The sequence below is a fragment of the Arthrobacter sp. GW822-FHT05G07 genome (assembly GCF_058799755.1).
Map to the genome: position 1 here is coordinate 211695 of NZ_JBXALT010000002.1, position 22761 is coordinate 234455.

Genomic DNA, 22761 nt, shown 5'->3' on the forward strand with positions numbered 1-22761 from the left:
TATGACCATCACCACTGAAGTGACGGACCGTCCCCAGCCGTATAGCGTCAGCCGCGCGGCCCGGACAGGTGACGACGTCACGGTGCTGCTCAATGCACGTGTTGTTGATCCCGAGTCGGGTACTTCGGGTTCACTGAGCGACGTATGGCTTCAGGCAGGGCAAATCTCCCATATTGCCCCCGCCGGCAGTGAGCAGGGGACAGGAAGCGTCCTGGATCTTAAGGGCACGTTTTTGGCTCCCGGACTCATGGATGCCCATGTTCATCTGGCCTTCGATGGCGGTGACGATCCTAAGGGAACCTATCAGGGCAGCAGCGATGAAGAGATCGTTGCGGAGGTTGTCTCGAACGCGCGGATTGCGCTTCGTGCCGGCATAACCACGGTACGGGACTGCGGGACACCCAGGCATTTGTTGGCCCCTATGAGAGCCGCGCTGGGTATGGTGTCCGACGTCGCCACGGTGATTCATTGCGGTGCGCCAATCTGCCGCGTGGGCGGGCACGGCCACGACATGGGCGGAGAGATTCGCACTCGTCACGACGTCGAGACGATCATCGCCGAACAGCACGCGGCCGGTGCCACATGGATCAAACTTATGGCCAGCGGCGGCGGGTTTACTCCCGGGACCAGCCCAAGCGTCTTTGAATTCGATCCCATCCTGCTCCGTGAGGCGGTGGTTATCGCCGGCTCCTACGGCATGAGGACTGCAGCCCATGCCCACGCCAGTTCTTCGATGGCCGCATGCATCGAGGCGGGTGTGGACTCATTGGAACACGCCTCCATGTTGGGGCCCGATGAGCAGTGCGCGCCCGATCGCGAGCTATTGCGCAGAGCGGCCGATGCCGGGATCCACATTGTGCCGACCGTCATCGCAGCGGACATCGTCTCCCGGCAATTGCGAGAGGGTCACCAAGTGTTATCCAACGCGCAGGATCGCAATGTTGTGGCGCGATTGGAATCGCGGTTTACCAATGTGACCGAGTTCCTCCACTCCGGTGTGTCTATCGTCGCAGGGACGGACGCAGGCCCTGCGCACGTCACCTTCGATCTCCTTGCCCGCGAGTTGGAACGCTATGTCGACGCGGGACTGGCAGCACAGCATGCGCTGAAGTCCGCCACGTGTGAAGCCGCCGACATGCTCGGGGTGGAGACGCGGGCGGGTCGCATCCGGCCCGGCCTGTGGGCCGACCTCATCGTCACGGCGGCGGACCCAATACAGGACATCAGCACTCTCGCAATGCCGCTTGGAGTCCTCAAGCGCGGACGTCTGATCGCACAATAACCACTCGCACCCAGCGTCCGCTGTATCCCGCGCCCCCATGACCTACGAACACACTTTAAGGCATCCAATGAACCTGACCCCACTCACTGATGATGAGCTGGCGGCGAATACCGTTTCGACCTCCGACGACCCCCAACTGAAGGCACTTGCAGCGATAGAACGCCGTGTTCTGTGGCTTGCGACATCCATCATCCACCACGCAAACAAGGTGCGTCCGAACACATCCGGCATCAAGGTAGGCGGGCATCAGGCCTCGAGTGCCTCCATTGCCACGATCATGACCTCGCTCTGGTTCGGACAGCTTCGCGCCGAGGACCGAGTCTCGGTGAAGCCGCACGCTTCGCCGGTGCTCCACGGCATCAACTATCTGTTGGGCAGCTTGGATGAAAAGTACCTCACAACGTTGCGTGAGTTCGGCGGGCTGCAGAGCTATCCCAGCCGTTCCAAGGATCCGGATCCGGTTGACTACTCCACGGGCTCCGTCGGCATCGGAGCCACAGCCCCCATCTGGGGTGCTATTTCGCGGCGATACATCGAGACCGTGAGCGGCACACCGAACCGTGGGCGCCAGTACTCGCTCGTCGGCGACGCTGAACTGGACGAGGGCGCCGTCTGGGAAGCCGTTCTGGACTCCAACGTTGCGGATCTTGGTGAGATCGTCTGGATCGTCGACCTGAACAGGCAGTCCCTTGACCGGGTGGTGCCAAACATTGCAGCGGGCAAAATCGAGCGTCTCTTCTCTGCCGCTGGTTGGCAGGTCATCACCGTGCGCTTCGGTCACGTCTTGGAAAGTCTCATGGCCAGGACCGGAGGTGACGCGCTGCGGAAGCGGATTGTTGACATGCCAAACCCCGAATACCAGAGGCTCCTGCGCTGCTCCGTCGAAGAACTGCGCCGCCGGCTCCCCGGCGAGGGCGCACGGGCTGCGGCCATCGCGGAACTCATTGCCGACGTCGAGGACCAAACCCTGACGCTGGCCATCAGGAACCTGGGTGGGCACGACCTTGCCGCGTTGCGCGAGGCTTACTCCCAGATTGATGACACCCGCCCCACTGTAATTATCGCTTACACCGTCAAGGGAAACGGACTGCCCACCGAGGGCCATCCCCAGAACCACTCCTCGCTGCTCACCGTTGATCAGTACCGCCAACTCGCCGCCAGATTGGGCGAGAACCCAGACGCACCTTGGAATCGGTTCGACCCCGCATGCCCCGAGGGGCAGCTGATAGGAACCACAGCTGAAAACCTCCGTCGCGTTGCCGAACCTGCCGTCGCCCCGCCTGCGGTACCGGCAGATTTCGGCAGGACGCCCTCTGGCACGGCAACCACGCAGGCAGCCTTGGGCCGCACGCTGTTGGACGTCAGCCGTGCCGCGCCCGAAGTCGCCCGCCGCCTGGTGACTGTCAGCCCGGATGTGAGTTCCAGCACCAATCTCGCCGGCTGGCTGAACAAGGTGGGCGTGTGGTCCGTTGAAGAGCGCCCGAACTGGTTCAGCGATGACGCAGAGACCGTCATGCACTGGCGAGAAAAGCCCACCGGGCAGCACATCGAACTCGGCATCGCTGAAGTCAACCTGGTCAGCCTTCTGGGCGAGCTCGGCGCGACCTGGAGCCGCTGGGGCCAGCCGCTGTTCCCGATCGGTGTGGTCTATGACCCGTTCGTCGAGCGTGCCTTGGAACCGTGGTCATACGGCATCTACGCCGGCGGCCAGTCAATCTTGGTAGGCACGCCTTCGGGCGTGACGCTCGCACCCGAGGGCGGGGCCCATCAGTCCATCAAAACTCCCTCCATCGGACTGGAACAGCCCGGCTGCACCAGCTACGAACCGGCCTTTGCCATCGATGTCGAGTGGACACTGCTCGCCTCAATGTCCCAACTCGGACGAGCTGACGGCAAGTCCGCCTACTTGAGGCTCTCCACAAAACCGGTTGACCAGCAACTGGCAGCGATCCCGGAAGATCCCGCCGCCCGCGAGCGTCGCCGTCGCCAAGTGGTCGCCGGTGGCTACATGCTCCTCGCAGCCACGACACCGGCCGCGACGATAGTCGCCATGGGGGCCATGGTCCCGGAAGCCCTCACAGCCTCCGAGCGACTCGCCACCCAAGGAATCCCCGTTGACGTCGTATGTGTCACCAGCCCTGGCCTGCTCTACGAAGCCTTGCAAAGCCGAAATGGGCAGAACCAGGACGCACAATCGTGGATCTTGGATCAAATTCTCCCCCGCGAGCGTGCCGTCCCCATGGTCACCGTACTCGACGGCCACCCCCACACACTCGCATTCCTCGCCAGCGTGCATCAGGTAAAAAGCCGCAACCTCGGCGTAGACGCCTTCGGCCAGGCTGGAGGCATCGACGACGTCTACCGCTACCACGGGATCGACACCGGCAGCATCGTCCGCGCTGTCCTGGACTTAGTCCAGTGATAGCACGGATACAAGGGTTGTCCACCGGCCGTTCGAACCAGAATGGGTCGGCCAACAGTGTTTCCGAACACATTTTCATCATTTCGCGACAGATATGGCCCGCTGCACACACTTTATAAGTAGGAGGGTTATCGGCTGCTGTGGACATGCTCTCACTGCTCGATCGCGACAATTCATCCATATCGCCTAGTCACCCACTTGCTTTGGAGTGCGCAGCGGGCAGGTCCACCTGGCCTGGTGGAAGCGCTGGTTGGAATCGTCATCAGGGCTGGCCCCATAGTCACGCCGGCAAGTTCTCCTACTCTGACCGCCAAACCAGCACCAAAGCCCAATTTTTTCAACTCAGAATGAAACGCCAGAAAACGATATAAACCCAGAAGGTAGGAAAATCAGTGGCATGTGTAACCGAGGCTGCAAGCGATGCCGAGCTCATCCTGAGAGTTAGATCGGGAGACCAGGACGCCTTTGGGACTCTGTTTGACCGGCACTGGGACATGGCACGGTACGTCGCAGCCGGGCAAGCCAACAACCCCGCCGATATCGAGGACATTGCCTCGGATGCGTTCGCCTCCGTCCACCGGGCCCTCTTGCGCGGCATGGGACCCGATTCATTCTTTCGGGCCTATCTACTCACAGCTGTACGGCGTACCGCGCAGGCTCAAAACCGCTCGGCGGCCCGCAGCTTGCCGGGTTCCGACAGCCTAGCGCTAGACCGGACTGACGAATTTAACGACCCCGTACTGGCCGAATTTGAGTCCAGCACAGTGGCAACAGCATTCAAGTCCCTACCTGAGCGTTGGCAAGAAGTCCTTTGGTATATCGACGTCGAGGGAATGAAACCGGCGGCCGCCTCCAAAATTCTAGGGGTAACTCCTAACGGGGTATCGTCTCTGGCCATTCGTGCCCGGGAAGCCCTACGGCAGGCATACTTGCAGCACCACATCAAAGCCTCATCAGGCGAGGAGTGCGAAGGATACTCAGACAAGCTCGGAGCATATTCCCGCAATGGACTCAGCCGACGCTCCCAGGATAAGCTCCGTGCTCATCTTGAGTCATGCTCCAAATGCACGGCCCTGCTTGTGGACCTGAACGACGTCCAATCCTCCATGAGAGTCGTCATCTTCCCGCTGATCACGGGCATGGCGTTTACCGCTGGCGTCCCTGCAGTCGCCGGTACGCTGATTGGCGCCGGTGCAGGGGCCGCCCCGAAATCCATGTCCACTATGCTGAAAGCCGGGGCAGTGGCCCTGACCGGAGCGGCCGTCATTGTGGGCGCCACCTTCGGCTTGGCCGCCGCCAGAACTGATGGTGCAGAACGAGCAGAGGCGGGCTATCTACCAGCTGCCGCTTCAGCAAACGGCAGCCCGGTCACCAAATCCCCAACAATGGACAACAGTCGGACACCTGCCGCGCGGGAGCAACCAACGTCAGTTGCCTCCGCTCCCCCCACGAAAGAGCTCCTCCCGAATCCGCAACCGTTCCCGGCTCCCAACAGCGCGCGAAACAGTCCGGCCGTGTTTCCCGTCTCTGCGAGCCGTCCCGTCCCGTCGCCGACGCCGAATGCCACCTCACAGGGATCCCGCCCGCCTTCGACGCCGCTACCCGGCACCAGTCGGACTCCGGCGCCGATACTCACCACTACGCCTGGCCCGGCACCCACTGGGCCCACGACCCCCAGCCCAACACCATCGTCCAGCGAAACCACGCCACAACTGATAACCGCAGACTTTAGTTCAGGGCCTGGCACAGCCGCAGCCGATGTCCACATCACGATAACCTTCAATTTACTCGGCCAGAAGACACCTGACACCGCTGAAGTAGACTTCTCAGTATCAGAAGGTGCACACCTGATCCCAGGAAAACTCTCTCATCCTGATGGATGGAACTGCGCGTCCCCGAACACCGACACAAAGCGAATCCAATGCACTAGCACCCGGGTGGACCCAGACAACCTCCAATTCACGCTTGGAGTATCCCGAAAAGACTCAATCTCCCAAAACACAGTCGACTATGGATTCACTGGAACCGGGCTCGCTTCGCTTTCCTTCTCCAATAGGTTCTGAGCACTCACAAGTCACCTGGCCGCCTTGTTCGAACCCTGCGCATGGGCCGGGAGCACCGATATTCGAAGCCGAGGGCGGCTAGGCGTGGATGGTTGCGGGTCGTTGAGTCGCCCCGATGCCTTGAGGTGTCTTCTGCGGACGGGTGATGAGAATGGCAACCGTTGCCGCGCCAATGAGGCCCAATACCCACCAAGGGAAGCCCGGGTCCGACGCTCGACTGGGCATTGTTTGCGGGCTCTCGGCACTTGGCGCCTCCGTGCGTTCGCCGCGGACGAGCAGACGGTGGCTGTTGACGCCTGTGGGTGTACAGGTGACGAGAGTTACGTAGTCCTTGTCGGGCACCTTTCGAAGCGCGTCCGTTTGGTTTGGCAGAACGGTTTGGATGGAGTCGACTTTGTAGTAAATGGTCTGGTCCAGGACGCTGATGCTGAACGTATCGCCTTCAGCGACTTTATCGAGGTCCTCGAAAAGGGTGGCGTTGACGAAACCCGAGTGCGCGCTGAGAACACCATGGGTTCCCTGTCCCCCAACTGGCAGTGCCGAACCGAAGAGGTGTCCTGCACCCTTGGACAGCGAGTCTTCGTCCGTGCCGTGGAAAATTGGCAGGTCCGTATGAATGGAAGGAATACTTATCCTGCCCATCATTCCGCCGGGACCCACATCCAGGAGATTCTGGTAGGCGTCTGAACCTGCGCCGATAGTGGTTTGTTTGCCCTCCTCATTGAGGGAATAGGGATCCCGGAGAGGGCCGGAAGGAAGTTCTTCGTTGAACTTTCTTGCCGAGTCAAGGATCGATGTTTTTTCGGAGGGATTCAGATTTTCGACAGTGGCGACGTACCCACTGATTTCGGTGGCATGGACCCGGTCTGAAAACCATGCGGCGGCTGTTGGGTAGAGCAGGATACCTACACCCGTGATGGCGATCAGGACCACGAGGATTCGTTGTTTGCTCCATGGTCCGATGACTCGGCCGAGGTCACGTCGGGAAGGGGCTGCGTTGTGAGTCATCAGGGTCCTATAGCGGAGGGTTAGTGCTGAAACTTCAAAGTGGGGAAGGGCGCTGTGACGCGCTCTCCCCCACTTTCGCTAGCTGGGCGCCTACTTGCGGCTCCGCAGATGTTAGCTGTTGGTGGTCTTGCGGTTCCGTACGAACAGCAGGCCTGCACCAACAACCAGAAGGGCACCGGCTGCATACAGCAATCCGGTTCCCGTGCCACCGGTGAGTGGCAGTTCGAAGCCGCCGTTGGACGCGATGTTCTTTACGCTCAGGTCAATGCCGACGCTCGTGCTGGCAGAGTTGATCAGGAAGGAGATCGGCTCTGCAAGCAACTCGTACCCGGCCGGGGCTGTGGTCTCGACCAAGTAATAGGTGCGGTAGTCAGCCGAACCCGGTGCAACAGCTGTGCCATCTGCCCAGTCGGAGTAGCGCAGACCGGAGATGGTCATGGTGCCATCGGCAGCGACGGTGAAGATGCTCTGGCCGTTCAGCACGACCGGGTTGGTACCGGCCAGCGCGTCAGCTTCGTTGGTGTAAACCGAGAAGGAAGCCCCAGCTAGAGCAGTGCCGTTCTCGTTTACCTTCTGAAGCGTCATTTCGCCCCACTTGGTAACTACCGGGGGCGTCACGATCGGGCCACCGGGCTGACCCGGGGTGACCGTGAAGCTGGGAAGGTTCGGGTAGACCAGTGCTTCGTTTTCGATTTCACCGATGGTGTTCACGGTGGTGTTCACAACAACCTGGACGCGAGTGGCATTGTGTGCAGCAAGCACGGCACGACCGGCATCGGTGAAGACAACGGAGACAGTGTTGGTTGCTGCGTCGAAGACGACGTTGTAGTGAGTGCCTTCGGTGATAACCGTGCCATCAAGCAGGGTAGCCGTGGCGCCCACGTAGGTCAGCTTGGGGTCGAGCACGTCGACGATCTTGTACCCGTCAATGACTGCTTCGTTGGGGATGTCACCGGTGATGGTGAAGTCAATCTGGTCGCCCAGCTTCACATCAGGGGCATCCGTAACGGTTTTCTCGGCCCCGGCAATCGAGTTCTTGGGGTAGACGTGAACATCGTAGATCCACTTGTCTTTGTTGTCCGGGTCCGTCAACGGCACGGAAATCAGGAACGGAGCTGCCGGGGTGACGCCGGCCGGATAGTTGGTCTCGGTGACCAAGTACAGGCCGACAGGGAGGTTGGCGAACGATGCGCTGCCATCAGCAGCGGTGGTCTGTGCCTGTCCCGCACCCAAAGTGTATCCAGCGCCCGTGATGGAACCAGCTGCGTCCGACGGAGCGAAGACGCTGCTCAGGTTGTGGGCTGAGTCCCAGCCGGCGTTCGTGGACAGGTCGATGGTGTTGACCTGCTGGATTGTGAATCCGATGCCGGCCAAAGGCGTCAGTCCAGTAGTTTCCACGGCGGTGCCGTTGTTTGGAAGGCCTGTGGGTGTCGTCGGGCGTTCGAACTTGTGGACGGTGATGGAACCGGTTTGGTCGCCATCGACAAGGGGCGCTGCGGAGGCTGGTGCGATGGAGAACGACATGGCCAGCACCGCCCCGGCCATTGTCGCGGCGGCGGTTTTCAGTAACCGCAAAGAGCTGGGATTACTCACTTGTGTCTCTTTCTATTGATGGTACGGATGCTCGGGAGTGAACATTCTGTGTTCCGGGACTGCCGCGCTAGCGGCCTCCGGGAGGCCTAAGTGATGGTGATGTTTCGGCGACGCACGCTGGCCAGTCCCAGGCCGAGGGCCGTGAGGACGAGAACCGATCCGGTTGCGGTGAAGGGCCACCAGCCGATGCCGCCGGACTCGGGCATTTCCAAAGCGGGCACGTCGCGCACGGTAAGGAGGAATATCCCATCACCGTCGCTGTCACCGTTGGTCACGATGCCCGTACCGCTGCCTTGTCCGACTGTCACCGCGCCGTTAGCTGCAACGGTGAACTGCACAGGTTCGGCCAACAGGTTGAACCCTTCAGGTGCCGTGGTCTCTTCGAGCCAATAGATACCGGGTTCGATTCCCTCGAGTTGGAACAAACCTGTTTCGCCTGCGACCGCAACCGCGGTTGGGCTTACAAGGGCAGGTCCGGGGACGCCGTTATTGTTGGTGTAGATCGTCCAGGACGAGCCGGCCATTCTGACCCACTCCTCGTCAGAGGATTCACCGATCTTTTCGATGAGGACCTTGGCGGATGTCTGGTGTGTGGTGATGCAGTCGGGGCCGGGACCGGAGGAGCCTGATTCGGCGCAGGTTTGGGGAGAGGTGCTGCCGCCGCCACTGACAGTATTAACCAACGTGGCATTCCAGGCACCGCTATTGACTGTCACGCTGTAGCGCAGTGTCGCTGTTTGACCGGCCGGAAGCGTGAAAGCGGCCGTTGTCAATGTTGTTGACGGGGCTACAGGATCCGCCACCGCAACAGGGGTTCCTGTACCTATGGTGAGGGTTGCCGAGCCGGGGACGTACGTGGCATCGTCCAGAACGTCAGCGAGATTGTCCTTGAGGACCACTCCGGTGATGATGCCGCTGAGACTGGTCGCTGTCACTGAGTAGTTGATGGTTTCGCCGGGCGTTACCGATCCGTTCGCGGGAACTGCACCGTTGACCGTGGCGGTCTTCTTAATCTTCCACGCCGGGGGCGCCTTGATTTCTGCATCGTCCGTGGCGGTGACCGGTGGACCTATGGGTGGATTGCCGGTGACTTTGGCGGTGTTGGTCAGAACCCCGGTGGTGCTATCGTTCTGGGTCACAACGTAGGTGGCCGTGGCAGTTACCGATTGTCCTGCCAGCAACACACCGGGCACCCCCGGCCAGGAGTAAGTCAAAGCTGACATGGTCCCTGTGCCGGAGAACTGAGTTTCACTTATCACGACACCGGTCAAAGTGACGTTGCCTGTGTTCTTGGCGACGAAGGTGTAGGTTGCCGTCTGGCCGGCCACAAGAGTCGTCTTGTCGACGGTCTTGAGCAGCGTGATGGCAGGGACGCCTGCGGGGGCGATGGTGACGACGTAGTCCTCGACCTCGCCGGAGTTGGATGGCCCAATCGGCACTTGAATCTGCGATGCGGTGTAGCCGATCCGAAAGCGAGCGTACGTGGTCCCGGCAGTCAAAGTCGCGGGAACAGCGGACCAGGCTAGCGTGGCCGACGTAGCTCCGGCAACAAAGTTGGCGCAGGCACGTTCGGCTGTGTTGTCGAACGTGTTGTTCTTGTTAAGGTCAATCCATCCGCACGTGATACCGGCCTTGCTGGCACCGCTAATGGCGACGGTTGTGGAGTAACTTGTTGCCCCCGCCGTCATAGGAGCCAGCACTACGCCATCGTCCATCTGGTCCAGCGCTGCTGTCGCACTGGCGTTCGGTGACGCTGTGCCGTTGGCGACGGTAGGGTTGTCTTCAGTGATGTTGCTACCCAGCGTGACGTCCGATATGACTGCCCGAGCGGCGTTGTTTTGGTCGTAGGACGCCGGGGCATCCCCGAAGTCCTGCGGAACCGTTACGGCCATGACGAAGTTGTCCGCGTTGTGTTCAGGGTCCTGAATATCACTATTCGTGTAACCTGGCATCGCGCTGCTGACGGGAACGAAGACGCTGCTGACATTGAAGGTCAACGACGTCACAACACCGTTCACGCGCACCGATCCACACGCAGCTGTGGCCCCGGCATTCAGGGGACTGGGATCTCCGGCTTGAGCAGTGGTGTTGCACGCAGTGCCAGTTTTGTCATTAATAGCCGTAATGGAATTGCCGTTAACTGCGAGGTTACTCCCGGACAGCTTGCTCATCGTCAAACCGCCCGTGGCAAGGCTAAGGACCACATGCAACTGCGACTGACGATCCACGTCGCCGTCGTCATCTTCGTCCAACAGCACGAAGCCGCCTATGCCTGCCAGATTTAACACTGGATTTCTCACCGGCTGACTAAAAGCGACAGTGACTGTACCCAGACCAGAGCACGGGCCGCTGGCTGCGCAGTTATTTGTGGCATCAGTAGCAAACTCGACAGCTGGAGAAGTCCCGGGAACGCCTTGGGGGTAGTCGGAGCCGACATATCCCCGGCTATTCAGCGTCGTCCTCCCCACTAAGCCCGTCAACCCCGACTGGTCGAAGGTTGCGGTCAGACCCGACCCGGGCATCGTCAGCACGGCAACGCCGCCACCCACATTCGCCGGAGTAGTCGCCACCTCATATGCCTGAGCGGGCACGCCGAATGACAGCCCTCCCAGGACCACCATCAAGGCAGCAACAAGGGCTGTCGCTCCCCCACGGGAAAACTTCAATGGAGTGTCCTTCCGAGAACTCTTGCGCATTCGCTCCAGCTGCGGGAGCGACATGTGTACAGGGCAGCGCGCGCACTTTACGCAAGGGCGACGCTCCACTAATGAAGATGCGAATCAGCGCCGAGTGTGTCGCAGATTCTCAGAAGTTTTTGATAGTCACCTATTACTGACGCCCCTTGAGGCCGTCGTTGGCGAGCCCTCAGCTCCCGCACGTGGAATGTTCGAATCCCGCCCTCATCTCCAAAGTGCGGGGGGCGGCCTTCGGGCGTTCGACACCCTTCACCGGCGCCATCTACCCGCTGCTATGTCGGTTACCCGGGCGCAATCTGACTCTGCAGTCCCCGCTGCCAGTGCAGCTGACCTAAACGAAAACCAAATGATGGAGTTGCGGGGAATCTTATCTAGTGGGTCGTTCCCGAGGGGGCAGATGGCCTTGGAAGAACGGAGGGTAGCTATCCGGATCGCCCAGAGTAGACGACCGGGTATCAATGCCGCAGAGACGGCTTGGACGCCGTCGATTTACCGGCAGCTGGCCGCCGACAACCCTGCAGTGCACGAACCGGGACTCGAATGGGATTCAGGCCGTGGAAAGACTGCGAAGAGGCGGACGTGCGGAATCAGTGGCCGTCCGGTGGGTGTTCGGCCCAGTCCGGGACAGTGAGTGCGGACACTTGCGGACACTTACTCGATACGGCCGTTCGGCGCAGGCACAAAGCCAACCGCGCTCCCCACCGCGGGAAACGCGGTTGTTTTTCTGCCCCAAGTCACCGTCGTCATCAGCGCCCTTTAACGGACACCTCGTTCAATTTCTGCCAGTTCGGATTCAAGTTGCCGGGTTAGGCTCCGCAGGCGGCTGATGTGATCCTGCGACACGCGCCCTGGCTGTGAGGTTACCTGTGCGTCGACGTCAAAGACGGTATTGGGGCTGTGCCAGACGTTGAACCATTCGAGGCCATGACCGAGCGCGTCACTCGTTACCCCTTGAAGCAGGAGGAGGGGTTCGCGGGCAGTGGATTCGAGTTTTTGTGCAAGGTCGGCATCTGCCGCCACTGCCTGAACTTGCCGGGGTCCGCCTGCCGGGTGGTAGCCATGCTCCCGCATGAGGCCAAGAAGTGATGCGTTTTCCAGCAACTCTTTGGTGAAGTGCGGAAAGAGGTCGCGGGGAACCCAGGTGCGCATGAACGCCACTGGGGTCTCTTCCAGGTAGCGGATGCGTTCGATTCTCCAGGTGTTGGTGGTGTTCAAAGCCTCTACCGCCGGCTCAGGCGGGGTGGCGTGTTCCACGGAGATGACGTGGGTTCGGAGGCGCTGGCCGTGCGCCGCTGCTTGTTCGTCAAGTCCTCCGGCTTGTTGCAGATGCCTTCGGAGGACCGGTGCGGCGGCCACCACGCTGCCGCGGCCGCGTTGGCGGCGGATCAACCCGAGGTCTGAAAGTCCGGACAACGCCTGGCGCACGACACTGCGGGAGACGCCGAACTGTTTCTGGAGTTCCTCCTCAGTGGGCAGCGGAGAACCGGGCAGCAATGGCCGGTCCAGGATCTGCCGGTGAAGGATGTCCCGGATCTGCGCATGAAGGGGCGGCCCCTCCGCACGGTTCAGGCCGTTGGACCGTTCCCGGGGCTCTCCCCCGGTGGGTTGCACACTCACACTGACTCCTTTGGCGTTCGAGCACATCATAGCCCGCCCGGGCCTCATCTCATCCTTGACGAGTGATCCACCCCACATGTAATGTACGTACTAATTGTACGGACTTGATCCGTCGGCTGGAACATACAATGGCGTAGAAAGGTCGAATAATGACGCAGATGCATTTGAGGTCCGGGCGTTCTCGGATACCGATGTTTGCCTTCCTCCAGAAGGTGCCCGCCGGCATGATGCTGATACCGCTCATGCTGGGCGTACTGATGAACACCTTTGCGCCCGAAGCCCTGAAAATCGGCGGTTTCACCACGGCGCTTTTCAAGGACGGGGCCTTGACGCTGATCGCGGTGCTGATCCTGGCCACCGGAGCCCAGATCACCGGAAGCCACAGCGGAAAGGCCGCCGCGTCCACCACCACGGTTGTCCTGGTTTGCAAGACGTTGATCCCGGCCACCATCGCGGTGATCCTGGGCCTGGTGGTCGGCATCGATGGCATCGCAGGTGTGTCGATCCTGGCCATGCTGGCAATCTTTGGAAACAGCAACGGCGCCTTGTGGCTGGCCTTCGCCGGCCAGTACGGTGACGAGCGGGACACCGGCGCCTACGTGGCCAGCGCCTTTGATGACGGGCCATTCCTGGCCCTGATCTTCCTGGGTGCATCAGGGCTGGGCGATATCCCTGTATTGGCCTTCGCCGCTGCACTGATCCCGTTCATCATCGGTCTCTTCATCGGCGCCGTCGATCGTGAGTGGACGAGGGCCCTGGACCACGTACCGAACATCGTGATCCCCTTCATGTCCTTCGCCGTTGGCACGGGCATCAACCTCAAGACCGTGCTCACCGGTGGTTTCGCCGGGATCTTCCTCGGCCTGATCGTCGTCGTCTTCACTGGCGGCCTAACCTATCTCGGGTACCGGTTCATCCTCAGGCGCGGTTCCAAAAGCGGTATCGGGTTCGCGGCCGGCACAACGGCCGGCAACGCCGTCGCCGTACCTGCAGTGGTCGCCGTCGCAGACCCCAGGTTCGAGCCCTTCGTCGCCTCCGCGTCAGCCCAGGCCGCAACGGCAGTTCTCGTGACAGCACTGCTTGCCCCGATCGTCGCCTCTTGGGCCTTGAAGCGGGCCGGAGGCCTGCAGCCAGCCGATCCGGTCCCCGCCGCAGTCTGAACCTTTACTTGTACATCCCCTTCATGGACGGAGAGACCATGCGCGATCCGCGCTCGGTGCGATGCACCTATTACCTTGAGTCGGAAATCGACCCTGCAAAAGCCGCGGCCATCATGGCAGGCGAACAATCCAGCGGCACGTTCATGCCGGTACCCGGCGAGTCTGCCCGCATCCGTGAGAGGCACGCCGCCCGTATCTCAGATGTCCAGGAGCTAGGCTTCTGCCGGCCCTCACTGCCATCACGGGCAACCCCGGAGAAGGTCCGTGCCGCCCTCGTCACCGTCGATTTCCCTATGGAAAATATCGGCACCGACCTGGCAACCCTGCAGACCGCGATCGCCGGCAACCTCTTCGAACTGGGCGAGCTCTACGCTTGCAGACTGCAGGACATCGCCCTCCCCGAGGACTTTGTCGCCGCCCATCCCGGCCCGGCTTTCGGCATCGAGGGGACGCGCAAACTCATCAGCGACGTCCAAGGCGTCATGGTGGGAACCATCGTCAAACCCAACGTCGGGCTTTCGGAAGAAGAATTCCGGCTCGTGGTGCGCGACTTGGCCATGGCCTCCATCGACCTCATCAAAGACGACGAATTGATGACCGACCCCGCGTACCTGCCCTTGGAACGCCGGGTTGCTGTGGCCACCGAAGAAATCCGCGCCGCAGAACAGGTCACCGGCCACTCCACCATGTATGCCTTCAACATCACCGGGGACCTTGCCGGCCTCAAAAAGCGCCATGATCTGGTGGTCGAAGCCGGCGGCCGCTGCGTGATGCTGAACATCCCGGTCATGGGCCTTCCCGCATTGGCCTTACTGCGCAGCTTCGCCGAAGTTCCCATCCACGGCCACCGCGCCGGCCTCGCCGCCTCGATGCGGTCCAAGGGCCTCGGCATGGATTACCGGGTGTGGCAGCAGATGGCGCGCCTCGCCGGCGCGGACCACCTGCACGCCAGCGGACTCGGCAGCAAGTTCTACGAACTGGACGAAGAGGTCGCCGCGAACATCCGCAGCCTGCTCGAACCCCTGGGACAGACCACCGCACCGCTGCCCGTCCTGTCCTCGGGCCAAAACGTCACCACCCCAGGGCCCACGTTTGAGGCCGTGGGCTCCACAGACCTCATGATGCTCGCTGGCGGCGGCGTCGCGGCCCATCCCGACGGTCCGGGGGCCGGGGTGCGCAGCCTCCGACAAGCTTGGGAAGCTGCAGTGGCCGGAGTCCCCTTGCAGGAAGCCGCACAGAAGCGTTCCCACACCGGGGACGATGCACTCCTGCACGCAGTCCAAACCTTCGGGAAAGGTGCCTGACATGCCCGCTTTTGGTTTCGTCGCGGACGACCTCACGGGAGCCGCCGATGTCCTGGCCCAGTCCCATCGATACGGACTGGAAGCTGTCCTCGTCATTGGAGACTCACCGCTGCCCACCGATGCTGACGTCGTCGGAATCGCCGGACCCGCCCGGTCCCTGGCTGGGGAAGCTTTCGACACCTTGGTTGCCCGTGACCTTGCCGGCATTGCGCAACTAAACCTGGAAGTGCTGCTCTACAAGGTCTGCTCCACCTTCGACAGCTCCCCCACCGTTGGCAGCATCGGCCGCGGGATCCAGTTGCTGCATCAGCAGTTCCCCCTCCACGGCCCAATCCCCGTGGTGCCGGCCCAGCCCGGGTTCGGCCGCTTCACAGCCTTCAGCAACCACTACGCGAGCTACGCAGGCAAGACCTACCGGCTGGACCGCCACCCCATCATGTCCCGGCACCCCTCCACCCCCATGGCCGAGGCCGACCTGCGCCACGTCCTCGCCGAACAGTTGGCCAGCTCTCCGGAACCCGAAGCCATTCATCTGCCCGCCTATGACGACGGGACTTTCAAGGACGCCTGGGCAGACCGGCGCCGGGACCCCGATGCGCAGGCCTTCGTGGTCGATGCCGTAAACGAACAGCATATGGATACCGTCGCTGAAGCGCTCACCCGGGAGGGGCATGGCCATGGGCCCTCCCTTGTTGTGGGCTCAGGTGGAATCATGGCAGCCCTTGCCCGGTCTGTTTCTGACCAGAATCCGCGCACTCCCGGCCCGCAGCAGCCTTCAGGACCCGTGCTGGCCATCAGCGCCTCTGCCTCCAGCACCACAGCAGAACAGATCAACGACGCCGTCTCCCACGGATGGGAGGACGCGCCAGTACCCGCCGAGCTGCTACAGGGACACGACGCTGGAGCCCTGGCCTCACTGGACCGGCGGGTCGCTGACGCCCTTCAGAAGGGCCGCAACGTCGTCGTCCACACCACTCGCGGTCCCGGGGATCCCCGATATGGAGCCGCCTCACCGGCTGATGCCGGCTACGTTGGAGCACTGATCGGCGGCATCGCGGCCCGCATGGCCGCAGCCGGCCTCACCCGCGACATCGCCGTTTGCGGCGGCGACACCTCCAGCCACGCACTCATCGCCATGGGCGTGCGCCAGCTCCGCGTCTCCGACCAGTTCGTCACAGCGGGTCCCATCTTGGAAGCCGACGATGGCTCCACAGTCGGCGGGTGCAGACTCCTGCTCAAAGGCGGTCAGGTAGGCCCCGCTGACATCCTGCGCCGATTCGCCGGCGAACTCCCCAGCTAACACCCCCAACTCATCACCAGAACCAACGAAAGGCGGCCCACATGCGGGCAGTAGTCAAAAATGCAGCCGAACGAGGCGTCTCATACGTCACCGACGCCGGCGACCCCAAGGCAACCGAGGGATCGGTCGTCATCGAAGTCGGCGCTGCCTCCCTCTGCGGCACCGACCGCGAACTCTACGAATGGACCCCCTCCGCCCAAGCCTTCAACCTCAACCTTCCGGTGGTCCTCGGCCACGAAGGCGCGGGCACCGTCGTCGAAATCGGCCCGGGCGTCACCGGCCTGAAGGTCGGCGACCAAGTTGCCCTCGAAAGCCACCTGACCTGTGGCCAGTGCTTCCCCTGCCGCACGGGAGACGCCCATACCTGCGAACGCACAGGCATCCTGGGCATGCACATCGACGGCGTCTTCGCCGAATACGCCGCCGTGCCGCAGGACATCTGCGTCAAACTCCCCACCGGCTTGTCCTTGGAATCCGGCGCCCTTCTCGAAGCAGCCGGCGTCGCAGTCCACGCCATCCAGCGGGCCAACTACTCCGTGGCAGGCCGGGCGGTGCTCGTCAGCGGGGCAGGCCCGGTGGGTCTCGTCGTGGTGAACTTGGCTCTACTCATGGGCGCCTCCCACGTCATCGCCGTCGACCCCAACCCCTACCGCCGCGCCCAAGCCGAAAAACTCGGCGCAACCGCGCTGCACCCCAACGACGGCATCGTTGAACGCTGCCGCGAACTAACCGGCCGCCGCGGCGGTTTCGACGTCGCCTTCGAATGCTCCGGAGCACCAGGCACACTGGCAACCCTCTTCGAAGCCGTCCGCCGGGAAGCCACCGTCATCACCGTCGGACACCCCAGCCGCCCCGCGGAAGTCGATATCGCGGCGTACATCAACAAAAAGGGCATCACATTGCGCGGCATCTTCGGCCGCCGGCTCTGGGAAACCTGGGAACAAAGCCTGCTGCTACTGGACTCCGGAAAACTGGAACTTGACTGGCTCATCACCCACCGCATGAAACTCAGCCAAATTGACGAAGCCGTAGAGCTCCTCACCGGAGACGCCTGCAAAGTCCTGCTCATCCCGAACCTCGGCTGATAAGACCCTCTGGGAGGCAAACGGTCTCCGGCCATTAGTAGCTGATCCTTCATGTCGGAGCAGGTCTTCATCTGACGCAGCACACGCTAAAGCACGAACCCCTTCTGACAAGCGGGTTTGTGGTGCCCGAGGTGGGACCCGACCGTAATGCCAGGCCTCAAAACAGTGGAAAGGGGCGGAAACGTGCTCAATCCGGGCCAGCCAGATTGGTGTGAGAGGTAGTCCGTGGCGGGGAGTGTGGACATTTTCCACACTCCCTTTTTGCCTATGCCCAAGAACCATATGTGAATTCCAGGTGCCAACACTAGGCTGGAAGTATTCAAACCGAGTAACGGTCAGTAGTTGCAAAGGACTTTTGGGAAAACATGCGGTGGGTGGCACCTGACGCTCTTGCAGCACACTTTGATCGGGTGGTCCTGATCTTCAATCCGGCCCGACCCGGAATGGCCACGCGGATAGACGCCCTCGAACAGGAATTGCTCGCCGCGCTGCCCGAAATGAAAGTCGAGACACAGCCGACCGCTTTCGCGGGGCACGCCCGGGATCTTGCACGCTCAGCGGCGGCGAACGGATCTCCACTCATCATTTCCGTCAGTGGCGACGGCGGATACAACGAAGTCGTCAACGGTGTCATGGACATTTCATCTACTCGGGCAGTGTGCACCGTCCTACCCGCAGGCAACGCCAACGACCACTTCAGGAGCATGCCGGTACGGCAGCTAACGGAAGCTATCCGTAATGGTTCGGTCCGTCCGATGGATCTGCTCCGAATCACGTTGAGTGGAGAAAAAGCGGATCAAGTCCATTACGCCCACTCCTATATAGGTTTCGGACTGACCCCCTTGATGGCGATCGGAATTGAGAAGGGAGGTAAAGGAAAAATCCTTGAACTTCTCTCCGTGACCAGAACACTGTCCAGTCTGGAGCCGTTTGAGCTTGAGCGGGCAGACGGAGCAACAGCACAGTTCGACAGTCTTGTCCTGGCAAACATCTCCCACATGGCAAAATACGGAACAGTAAGCGATAAGAACAACCCCAACGACGGTCAATTCGAGATTGTGACATTGCCACACTCCGGGCGCTGGCGAATGGCCTTAATGACCCTGCGCGCGGTGACACTTGGCCTTGGACCGCAGCCCAGCGTCAACAGTTATTCCTTCACAACGCGGAACGCCATTCCCTGCCAGATTGATGGGGAAGTAGTTCACGTTCCGGCAGACACCCAGGTTTTGGTGGAAAGCGCCAAACACGCGCTCACCATCATCTGACACCATAAGCGGCACCATCAAGATGCCACGGCTCCCGCCCACCCATGAGCACAGCGTTTGCAGGTCCCGTCTCCGCACGGAGCCGCACTCTCCTGCCGTGTCTCGCCCTCGCCTTCAGGAGAATGCACCCTGCTAGCCTCTCCTCATGCGCACAACGTCGGCACGAACCAAAGCCACCGCCAACGGACAGCGCGTTTTGATCCTGTCTGCAGGCGTGGGATCCGGGCATAACAGCGCAGCGACCGCGGTACAACAAGCATGTGCCGCACGCGATGACATCGCCGAGGTGCAGGTGCTTGATGTGCTGAAGGTAAGCAGTGTGCTCTACCGAGCGCTGCTGAGTAAGGGCTACTTCGTCCTCGTGGAGGACTTGCCCTGGTTGGTCGAGTGGGGTTACGACATCAGCAACCCGCCGTTCCGGCGTCGCGGCCCGATTGACCCCTGGACGCGCTTGAATGCCAGCCCGGTTATCAGTGCCATCAAGCAGTTCCGGCCCACCGCGATTGTGTGCACGCATTTCCTCCCGGCCCAGCTGATGGCCTCACTGCTCCTTCGCGGCGTGATCGACGCCAAGACAGCTGTCGTGACCACCGACTACGACTTCCAAGGCTTGTCCCTTTCCGGGGCGTTCCACAAGATCTTTGTGGCCAGGGAGGAGGGAAAGGTGGAGCTGATGGCCCTGGGTCTTCCTCCCGACCGTGTTGTTGCCACGGGAATCCCGATCACCAAACAGCCCAGTCCAGCGCCCGTACGCGATGCCAAAAAGCCGCCGATGCTGATCATCTCGGCAGGTGCGACCGGCGGCGACTACGCTGTCTCGGTGGTGCGGCAAACGATGCACATGCGCTCGGCGTTCACGGCGACAGTCGTGTGCGGAAACAATATTGCGTTGCGGCAACGCATCGAAAAGCTGGTGGCGACCGCCCGCGACCGCTACAGCGTGCTCGGCTTCACGACGGAAATGCCGCAGCTGTTGCAGCGGGCAGATTTGTTCGTGGGCAAGCCGGGTGGGCTCTCGGCGTCGGAGTGCATGGCTGCGGGGCTGCCGATGGTACTTGTGAACCCGATCCCTGGTCAGGAGGTACGCAACGGCGACTACCTCATGGAGCAGGGCGCGGCCGTCCGGTGCAACGCAGCGGCAACGATCGGCTGGAAGATCGATCAGGTGCTGCGTGAGCCCGGCCGTTTGCAAAAGATGCAGGCGGCGGCGCAGAGAACAGGTCGCCCTGATGCTGCGGCCGACGTACTAGGCGCCCTCCTGGGCGGACCGTCCCGTCCGCTGGTCGTGACGCGGGCGGCGCAGAGGACCATTCTTGCCGCCAGCGAGCAGCGCTTCGTCGCGACCGATCTCACCGGCCCCTCCTCATTGGTCCGATTAGTCGACCAGGCTTCGGGCAGCACAGTTGCACTGCTGCAAGAGGAAGAGCTGGCGGATCTGCAGAAGCGGTACACGACGCCGGACGAAGACATGGTCCTGCGCCCAGGCCGAGCGTCTCTGATTCTCCACTGGGAGGAACGTCGGCTGCTCCGCGCCATGCTTCGGGGCGATGACCATTTGGCGGTCCGTGTCGAAGGGCCGTTGGCCCCGTTTCGCGATCTTCCCGGATAATCGGCGGAACCCCTGACTACATCAGGCCGGCTTGACGTCTGAAGTACCTTCCTGGTCAATCAGACCCTCCGTGCGACGCAAGCGGACGGCGTTCTCCCAGCTGTCCGGGCTGTGTTGGCTCGCTTGCAGGGCCCACACCCCCGATCGGGGAGACCAGCGCTGTGTGGTCGAATCACGCTGCAGGGTGGGGCCCGCATCCAAAACGACACGCACGGTGGTCTCCGCGCCAGGCTGCAGGGTCACCTTCCGGAAGCCAAGGAGTTGGGCCACAGGTCTGCGGAGGGACACATCTGCCGCATAGACCTGAACGACGGTTGAGCCTTTGCGATGGCCTTTGTTCGTTACGTGCACGTTCGCGTTGCCGCCTGAGCTGTCCAAGGTGTGGTCAATGAGTCGGTGCTCGAGGGTTGTATAGCCCAGGCCGAATCCAAACGGGTAGGCGGGCCGGTGCCCCTCGCCGTCGAGCCTGCGCTGACCCCATTGGGCGTCATAGACCACGGACTTGGCAGCGGAGTCGAAGAATGGCAGGTGCGCGGCATCCGTTGGCAGCACAAAGGGCAGCCGTCCGCCGGGCTCCTCACTGCCGGTCAGCACACTCGCGAGCGCACGGCCGCCCTCCATACCGCCGTACCAGGCAAGGAGGAGCGCTGGCACGCGATCACGCCACGCCTCGGTGAGGATCGCACTGCCGCTAACAAGCACGACGACGGTCCTGGGGTTCGCGGCGACGACCGCCTGGATAAGCCGCTCGTCAGAGGGACGCAGGTTAAGCGAGCTGCGGTCGCCGCCCCGGACGAAGCGCGAAGCCAGGTGTGCGAGTCCAATGAGAACCTGTCGGAGAGGGCCTGAGCCAAAGGTTCGGCCGATCACGCCCACGTCTACACCTCCAGTGACAACAGATTCGCCTTCATCGTGCTGGTCCAGCCCGACGACGACGATCGCCATCTCCGCCGCGGCGGCCATCGCCGCCGCGCGGCGCTCGTCTCGGCCGGTGGTGGTCGATATCAGGACACCGGGAAGCGCCTCACGCAAGCCCTGCAGCGGCGAGACAGTGGAGGGAGGACGGACGCGTGAGGAACCATGATCGCCGAGGTTCCCTTGTGCGGCGAGTCGTCCGATCACCGCGAGATGCTGGATGGTGGGAGCCAAAGGCAGCAGCGGTGCCGCGCCGACGGTTTCGTTCTTCAGCATTACGATCGACTCCGCAGCGACTTGGTGGGCGAGCGCCCGGTGCGCCGGGGACGCAATAACGGCGCGAGTAGGGGCCGCCAGTTCCCGGTTCGCGGCATGCTCGACGCACGTGCGCAGAACCCGGCGCGCGGATTGCAGAACTGTGGCCCGGGCCAGGACACCGTTCCGCAGCGCGGCGGGCAGCTCGCGGGCGCGTAGCAGCCGCAGTGGCATCTCCACGTCCATCCCCGCCTCCAGGCTGGCCACTGCGTCGTGGGTGCCGAACACCCAGTCGCTCGTCACGAACCCGGAGAAACCCCACTCCCGCCTCAACACGTCGGTGAGCAGGGCGCGGTTGACGTCCATATACTCGCCTCGCACGCGGTTGTACGAACTCATGACGGAATCGGCGCCAGCGTCCACTACAGCCTTGAAGTGCGGCAAGTACACCTCATGCAGGGCGTGTTCGTCCACCGCCACGTCCACCTCGAAGCGCTCGTTCTCCATCGAGTTGAGCGCGAAGTGCTTCACGCACGCCATGACGTGCAAACGTACGCCTCGTGTAAGGGCCGATCCCATCCGGCCGGTGAGCACCGGATCTTCTCCGTAGCATTCCTGGGCCCGGCCCCACGCGGGGTGGCGAAGGAGGTTCACGCAGACGGAGGCAGAGTAGTTCGCTCCCCTCGCCCTGGTCTCCAAGCCGATAGCGATCCCGACACGTTCCTCCAGCGATGGATCCCAGGTCGCTGCCCGGGCAATCGTCACAGGGAAAGCCGTGGAGGCGCCTATCACTACACCACGGCCACCGTCGCTGAACCGAATGCCTGGTATGCCGAGCCGTGAGACCGCCCCGGCCACGAACGGTCGTCTGTCGAGCAGAGCGGGAATGAACGGGAGCACCCACCTGGACGAGTCGCCGTCGAGCAGGCCGAGAACCTCCCCCTCCGTCATCCGGTCTATCAGCTGGTTCGCCGCTTCATCCGCGCTGATTTCACCCGTCCGGACTGCCCGGACTGCCTCGCCATACGCACTGCTTTCCATAGTCATCGTCTCTGACGAAGCCTGCTCCCGCGTTAGCGCTGCCCGACGTCCAGCGGTCATGTTCATGTACTAAAGTCTGCACCCTGTGCGCATGCACCCACGCATGCCGGGATTGCCGGCGGGCGGACAGATTGAACTGGCCG

At 62.1% G+C, this 22761-nt stretch carries 14 protein-coding genes; 9 read left to right on the forward strand and 5 right to left on the reverse strand.

Going from position 1 to position 22761, the window contains the following annotated elements; all coding sequences use genetic code 11:
* Position 1: 1 nt before the first annotated feature.
* The 3 genes from AC1RJY_RS03830 to AC1RJY_RS03840 all read left to right on the forward strand — a co-directional run bounded on the left by AC1RJY_RS03830 (position 2) and on the right by AC1RJY_RS03840 (position 5767).
* Positions 2 to 1282 carry an amidohydrolase family protein gene (locus tag AC1RJY_RS03830; protein WP_498601429.1) on the forward strand — a complete coding sequence of 427 codons (1281 nt, stop codon included), beginning with the start codon at positions 2 to 4 and terminating at the stop codon, positions 1280 to 1282.
* A gap of 67 nt (positions 1283 to 1349) precedes the next feature.
* Positions 1350 to 3704 (forward strand): thiamine pyrophosphate-binding protein, encoded by a 2355-nt coding sequence (locus AC1RJY_RS03835; RefSeq protein ID WP_498601430.1) that lies wholly within the window; start codon positions 1350 to 1352, stop codon positions 3702 to 3704.
* A gap of 392 nt (positions 3705 to 4096) precedes the next feature.
* Positions 4097 to 5767, forward strand: a complete 1671-nt coding sequence (locus AC1RJY_RS03840) for a sigma-70 family RNA polymerase sigma factor (RefSeq protein WP_498601431.1) — start codon at positions 4097 to 4099, stop codon at positions 5765 to 5767.
* A 78-nt stretch (positions 5768 to 5845) separates the two neighbouring features.
* On the opposite strand, the gene AC1RJY_RS03845 is transcribed toward AC1RJY_RS03840, so the two are convergent.
* The 4 genes from AC1RJY_RS03845 to AC1RJY_RS03860 all read right to left on the reverse strand — a co-directional run bounded on the left by AC1RJY_RS03845 (position 5846) and on the right by AC1RJY_RS03860 (position 12681).
* On the reverse strand, positions 5846 to 6775 hold the full coding sequence (locus AC1RJY_RS03845) for a class C sortase (RefSeq protein ID WP_014921716.1): 930 nt from the start codon (positions 6773 to 6775) through the stop codon (positions 5846 to 5848).
* A 111-nt stretch (positions 6776 to 6886) separates the two neighbouring features.
* Positions 6887 to 8368 (reverse strand): SpaH/EbpB family LPXTG-anchored major pilin, encoded by a 1482-nt coding sequence (locus AC1RJY_RS03850; RefSeq protein ID WP_011774601.1) that lies wholly within the window; start codon positions 8366 to 8368, stop codon positions 6887 to 6889.
* Positions 8369 to 8454: 86 nt separating this feature from the next.
* Entirely contained in the window at positions 8455 to 10668 is a 2214-nt protein-coding gene (locus tag AC1RJY_RS03855; protein WP_498601433.1) for a DUF7507 domain-containing protein, read from the reverse strand.
* A 1152-nt stretch (positions 10669 to 11820) separates the two neighbouring features.
* Positions 11821 to 12681 (reverse strand): GntR family transcriptional regulator, encoded by an 861-nt coding sequence (locus tag AC1RJY_RS03860; protein ID WP_498601434.1) that lies wholly within the window; start codon positions 12679 to 12681, stop codon positions 11821 to 11823.
* Between the two features lie 191 nt (positions 12682 to 12872).
* Here AC1RJY_RS03860 and AC1RJY_RS03865 point away from each other — a divergent pair, with 191 nt between their 5' ends.
* From AC1RJY_RS03865 to AC1RJY_RS03890, 6 genes are all read left to right on the forward strand, one after another.
* Positions 12873 to 13841: a 2-keto-3-deoxygluconate permease gene (locus tag AC1RJY_RS03865; protein ID WP_498601436.1), complete on the forward strand. Its 969-nt coding sequence runs from the start codon at positions 12873 to 12875 to the stop codon at positions 13839 to 13841.
* A gap of 38 nt (positions 13842 to 13879) precedes the next feature.
* Positions 13880 to 15145, forward strand: a complete 1266-nt coding sequence (locus AC1RJY_RS03870; RefSeq protein ID WP_043806032.1) for a RuBisCO large subunit C-terminal-like domain-containing protein — start codon at positions 13880 to 13882, stop codon at positions 15143 to 15145.
* A gap of 1 nt (position 15146) precedes the next feature.
* Positions 15147 to 16445 carry a four-carbon acid sugar kinase family protein gene (locus AC1RJY_RS03875; protein ID WP_210063937.1) on the forward strand — a complete coding sequence of 433 codons (1299 nt, stop codon included), beginning with the start codon at positions 15147 to 15149 and terminating at the stop codon, positions 16443 to 16445.
* Positions 16446 to 16486: 41 nt separating this feature from the next.
* On the forward strand, positions 16487 to 17530 hold the full coding sequence (locus AC1RJY_RS03880) for a zinc-dependent alcohol dehydrogenase (RefSeq protein WP_011774595.1): 1044 nt from the start codon (positions 16487 to 16489) through the stop codon (positions 17528 to 17530).
* 365 nt (positions 17531 to 17895) lie between these two features.
* Positions 17896 to 18798, forward strand: coding sequence for a diacylglycerol/lipid kinase family protein (locus AC1RJY_RS03885; RefSeq protein ID WP_498601438.1), 903 nt, complete (start codon positions 17896 to 17898; stop codon positions 18796 to 18798).
* Between the two features lie 145 nt (positions 18799 to 18943).
* The gene (locus tag AC1RJY_RS03890) at positions 18944 to 20407 is read left to right on the forward strand and encodes an MGDG synthase family glycosyltransferase (protein ID WP_011774593.1); all 1464 of its coding nucleotides are present in this window, start codon (positions 18944 to 18946) and stop codon (positions 20405 to 20407) included.
* A 21-nt stretch (positions 20408 to 20428) separates the two neighbouring features.
* Here the strand turns inward: AC1RJY_RS03890 and AC1RJY_RS03895 are convergent, their stop codons facing one another.
* Positions 20429 to 22684, reverse strand: coding sequence for a beta-glucosidase family protein (locus AC1RJY_RS03895; RefSeq protein ID WP_498601439.1), 2256 nt, complete (start codon positions 22682 to 22684; stop codon positions 20429 to 20431).
* Positions 22685 to 22761: the final 77 nt, after the last annotated feature.